The sequence below is a fragment of the Arsenophonus endosymbiont of Bemisia tabaci Q2 genome, assembly GCF_902713415.1.
Lineage (GTDB): Bacteria > Pseudomonadota > Gammaproteobacteria > Enterobacterales > Enterobacteriaceae > Arsenophonus.
This window is the reverse complement of sequence record NZ_CACTIE010000094.1, coordinates 1-4352: the sequence shown is the minus strand read 5'-3', so window position 1 is coordinate 4352 and position 4352 is coordinate 1. Positions and strand designations below refer to the sequence as shown.

Sequence of the window (4352 nt, the reverse complement as noted above, 5' to 3'; positions counted from 1 at the left end):
TTTTAGTTAGATGAATAAACTTGTTTAATATTTACCATTATTTTCCTGGTTATTATCCTTACATAATCTAATAAGATGACTCGATAAATACTATTTTTTATATTTTAATTACGAGATAAATATTTTGATAATGAACTGCCTTAATAAAATAATACATTTTATGCTGTTTTCATTAGAAGGCATTTTTATTTGATTATAACTTTCTTTATAAAGAAGAAATTATATTTTTATAATAAATATTTTATTTAGAATAAAATTCATATGTTTAAATTTTTCATAAAAATAATTTTTATATAATTTCAACAAATCTTTACTAATTGCATTTTTTAATGAAACTTTTGCCATAATTAATCAAATTTTGATAAAATTCATAATTTTATTTTAAATTAAATAAAAACCATTAAAATTATGCAATTATCTTATCAACGTAAATGCAATATTAATTTTTAATTTTAATTTTTTTTAATTTTAATTTTTAATTTTTGATTTTTTAATTTTAAATATCATAAGTTCTCTTTATATATTTTAGTTTTCTGCAAATTTAAATTATCAGCTAATACTAGAATGATCTTATCAATAATAAGAACAATAAAATATAGTGATTAAAGACAATATTTTTAACGATCAACGATAGCAAATTAACTATGAGTATAAATACAACGGGTGATGGTTTTTTAGTATTTTCGATTCACAGATAAAATCTTTAAAACAAAAAATAGATTTAGAGAAACGATTATCAGTTCTACTGGTAAAACCATAAAAGTTGATTCAGTGAGTCCTGTAGTCCTGTTGATCCTGATGATAAATATGCGAAAATAGAAATTGATGATTCATCAGGAACAATAATTTTAGATTATATTATTCAACGCAATGATAATGCTATTTTAATCTCTAAAGGCTATGCAAAGATTAAGTACAATGATATCACTAAAAAGTTAACAGTTTTAGAATTTAAACCAGAAAATGAATAAAGTATTGCTCTAAAATTAACAGAAATAAAAGATTCTCATTTTAACCTTGATCTTATTCCTACAACTGGCTTTCTTTGCTCGAAGTCAAATCGTTAATATTTTAATTACGATATAAACAAGTTAAAATTATTAACCAAATTTAAACAAGCTGACAGTTTTCCATTATTTATATGATATCTTTCAGGTTAAATTTAATGCAAAACTTTTTCTCAAAAGAATAATAAAACATCCTTTTACGTAAAATGAGACTCATTGAATCTTCATTAATGACTTATTGGTTTAGCGTTATCTATTTAATTCTGGTTTCTGTAAATATCAATTTGACTAAATGAGCTTACTAACCATATCAAATAGCTTTATAGATCGATGGGATAAAAATGACAGTGAACAATTCGATATAATAAACTGTAGCAAGATTGCAATAACCCATTGTACAAAATGGAATTTACTAATTTTTTGGATTGATAAAAATGTGTCTGTGTTTAAAAGACGCGACTAAAACGAAAATGGCGGAGGAGGAGAGATTCGAACTCTCGGATGGTTTCCCATCGGCGGTTTTCAAGACCGCTGCCTTCAGCCGCTCGGCCACCCCTCCACAATGCCAAGAACTATAAACACAGCTTGAATGGTTGTAAAGCCTTATATAATTTAATCGCTATATATTTATGCTATTAAGTGATTATTCGCTTAATTTATCGGTATTTTACGAATATACTTGGGTAAAGAGTTCAATTTTGTTAAATTAACCATCCATTTTTTAATCTTAGAAATATTATATGCTTATATTTGAAGGTCGTGAAATTAACACTGATGCCGATGGTTACCTTAAAAATAGCCAAGAATGGTGTGAATCCATGGTATATCTAGTAGCCAAACAAGAGAATATTACATTAACGGAGCAACACTGGGAAATTATTCGCTTCATTCGTGAATTTTATCTCGAATTCAATACCTCGCCGTCTATTCGTATGTTAGTAAAGGCAATTGCTAAAAAATATGGTGAGGATATTGGTAATAGCCGCTATCTTTATCGCCTTTTTCCAAAAGGACCAGCGAAACAAGCAACAAAACTTGCAGGTTTACCTAAGCCAGTAAAATGTATTTGAGTTATCACAGAGAGTGTCGAATATGAAAATCTACTACCTCTTTTTCAACATGGCACTCTTCACTTTTATAATATTCAATTTTAGCACCCACTGACCCACAAGCTTTTAGCCAATCCTCTAGCTGCTGAATTTGCTGTAATGTACTGAAAGCTTTTATGTTGACACTACTATCATAACGATTATAAACATAACCATATAGCCCATGTTCTTTGCCCCAATGGAAGGTATGATAACAAAACCCTACACCTTGAACTTGCTCATATATATAGTAATTTCTAACTATCTTTCGCATTTTAGTGCTCTCTTATAATAAATAATAACTTCAACATATTGTTTTTTGTGTAAACAACAGATACTTTCATAGTATAGAGTTTTTAATCTACATGGATTAGAGTTATTAAGAAACTAGCGTAACAGAGTTACCTGTTTGAAATTTATATTATTACCCACATATCATTGCCTATAGAATATGCAAGGCTTCTAGGAGGTAGCTATGATGACACCAGTAAATTTAGTATTGGGCAACAAGTAAGGCAGAAACTCCTGGGTTATCTTGGAGTAATCGTCGATGTTGACGCCGAATACTCTCTGGATAAACCACAGGACGACGATATTGCCGCTAATGCAGCTCTACGCTCAGCTCCCTGGTACCATGTCGTTATGGAAAATGATAATGGTGAACCTATTTACACTTATCTGGCTGAAGCCCAGATTACTTATGAAACTTCTGATGAGCACCGAGAACAATCATCGTTAGATGAGCTGTCGGAATCAATTAAAACTCAACTTAGAGCCCCACAATTACATAATTAACTAATTTTAAATACAATCAATGGAGATGGTTAGTCTATTATCTTCCTTGATCTATTTCTCTAAGCCTAAGCGAGGTATCTTTATTTTAGGGCAAGCGTTCATCACCACCGCTAATCCTGCTCGCTCAGCCAGCTTTTTAGCCTCTTGATTAATAACACCTAATGGTAGCCAAATTACTTTTGCATTAATTGCTATTGCCTGTTCGGCAACTTCAAAGGCAGCGGCTGAATTTCTAAAAAAATCAACTATATCAATTGGATATCGAATATCAACTAAATGGGCATAAATTTTTTGCCCGAGTAATTCTTTTCCTTCTAGTTTTGGACTGACCGGGGTCACATTATATCCTTGATTTATAAGGTATTTCATCACCTTATAACTTGGGCGGTCAACTTTATCACTAGCGCTAACTAATGCTATAAATTTCACTTTAGTTAAAATATCTGTCAGTTTCTGATCATCCATTTACAACAACTCCATAATTTAAAAAATAATTACTAAACTATGATATAAATCCCAATAAAGTGCTACTACACTTGTCGAATTTGTTGAGTTAACTGAGTCAATATTGACATAGTGCGTTAGTTGCTAAACTAGTAAATATCTATCAATCAATGTAAGGAAATTTATGGAATCCGTTATTCGCAGATTGGAAAAAAGTAAAAATATTGCTTTGGTTGCCCATGATCACCGTAAATTATCACTACTAACATGGTTGAAAAAACATATTTCTGTGCTAAAAATACACAAATTATTTGCCACTGGTACAACGGGTAACTTAATTCATCAACATACCAGATTAAATATTGTTAATATGCTCAGTGGGCCAATGAGAGGAGATCAACAACTTGGCGCGATGATTGCCGAACAAAAATTCGATATTTTGATCTTCTGATCATGAAACTGAAATTGAGATCCCCAATTATCAACAATACCTTGAAACCCGAATTGACAAATAACGTTAAGTTATAATTGCTAAAATATATTTTTAACAATAATAGCAATAATCCAGTTAAATAATAAAAAGTTATAATAAATAACAGTCATGCTCTTTTTTGTTGCGATACACCTAATTTTTTTAATTGCTCAACAAAAATAGACGGTGTTAATTTATTATACAATAAATAAACTTGCTTTTAGCTGTAGTCAAAGAAACGTATAATAAATTTCTATCTTATCTTGTAGGTTCGGAAAAATATTAAACTTTGGTAATAATACTTTTTCTATTGCAGACTCAGGTTCACATATAGGAAAACCATTTATTCTATTCTCTAATCCAAGGATGATAACATAATCTGCCTGACACCCTTTGGCAGCTTAAATAGGTATAAAATTAATATTTAATTTAGGCCAACGGGTATTAGCTTTTTTAATCACAGCCGGTTGCAAATAAAAATATAGCTAAGCGACTTAATTTTGATGACATTATTTATATGAGCTATTCAATTGATTTTAGACGTAA

4 protein-coding genes, 1 tRNA gene and 1 pseudogene are annotated in these 4352 nt (G+C 29.9%); 3 read left to right on the top strand and 3 right to left on the bottom strand.

The features are described from left to right. Positions 1 to 1478 precede the first annotated feature (1478 nt). Positions 1479 to 1566: transfer RNA gene (locus ARSQ2_RS05215), tRNA-Ser, on the bottom strand. A gap of 181 nt (positions 1567 to 1747) precedes the next feature. Between ARSQ2_RS05215 and tusE the strand changes: the two genes are divergently transcribed. After that, complete coding sequence (gene tusE / locus ARSQ2_RS05210) at positions 1748 to 2077, top strand: sulfurtransferase TusE (protein WP_181994601.1); 330 nt, start codon at positions 1748 to 1750, stop codon at positions 2075 to 2077. 4 nt (positions 2078 to 2081) lie between these two features. Here tusE and ARSQ2_RS05205 read toward each other — a convergent pair whose 3' ends face one another. Continuing rightward, complete coding sequence (locus ARSQ2_RS05205) at positions 2082 to 2369, bottom strand: acylphosphatase (RefSeq protein WP_181994600.1); 288 nt, start codon at positions 2367 to 2369, stop codon at positions 2082 to 2084. A gap of 170 nt (positions 2370 to 2539) precedes the next feature. Between ARSQ2_RS05205 and hspQ the strand changes: the two genes are divergently transcribed. After that, complete coding sequence (gene hspQ / locus ARSQ2_RS05200) at positions 2540 to 2890, top strand: heat shock protein HspQ (protein ID WP_181994602.1); 351 nt, start codon at positions 2540 to 2542, stop codon at positions 2888 to 2890. A gap of 51 nt (positions 2891 to 2941) precedes the next feature. Here hspQ and ARSQ2_RS05195 read toward each other — a convergent pair whose 3' ends face one another. Beyond that, positions 2942 to 3355, bottom strand: a complete 414-nt coding sequence (locus ARSQ2_RS05195) for a CoA-binding protein (protein WP_181994599.1) — start codon at positions 3353 to 3355, stop codon at positions 2942 to 2944. A gap of 163 nt (positions 3356 to 3518) precedes the next feature. Here ARSQ2_RS05195 and ARSQ2_RS05190 point away from each other — a divergent pair. Next, a pseudogene (locus tag ARSQ2_RS05190) lies at positions 3519 to 3782 on the top strand (methylglyoxal synthase); the annotation flags it as partial. Between the last annotated feature and the right edge of the window lie 570 nt (positions 3783 to 4352).

What these genes read in the sequence shown, in the direction of transcription:
- tusE (WP_181994601.1), top strand. Translation starts at nt 1,748, where the DNA reads ATGCTTATATTTGAAGGTCGTGAAATTAACACTGATGCCGATGGTTAC.
- ARSQ2_RS05205 (WP_181994600.1), bottom strand. Translation starts at nt 2,369, where the DNA reads ATGCGAAAGATAGTTAGAAATTACTATATATATGAGCAAGTTCAAGGT.
- ARSQ2_RS05195 (WP_181994599.1), bottom strand. Translation starts at nt 3,355, where the DNA reads ATGGATGATCAGAAACTGACAGATATTTTAACTAAAGTGAAATTTATA.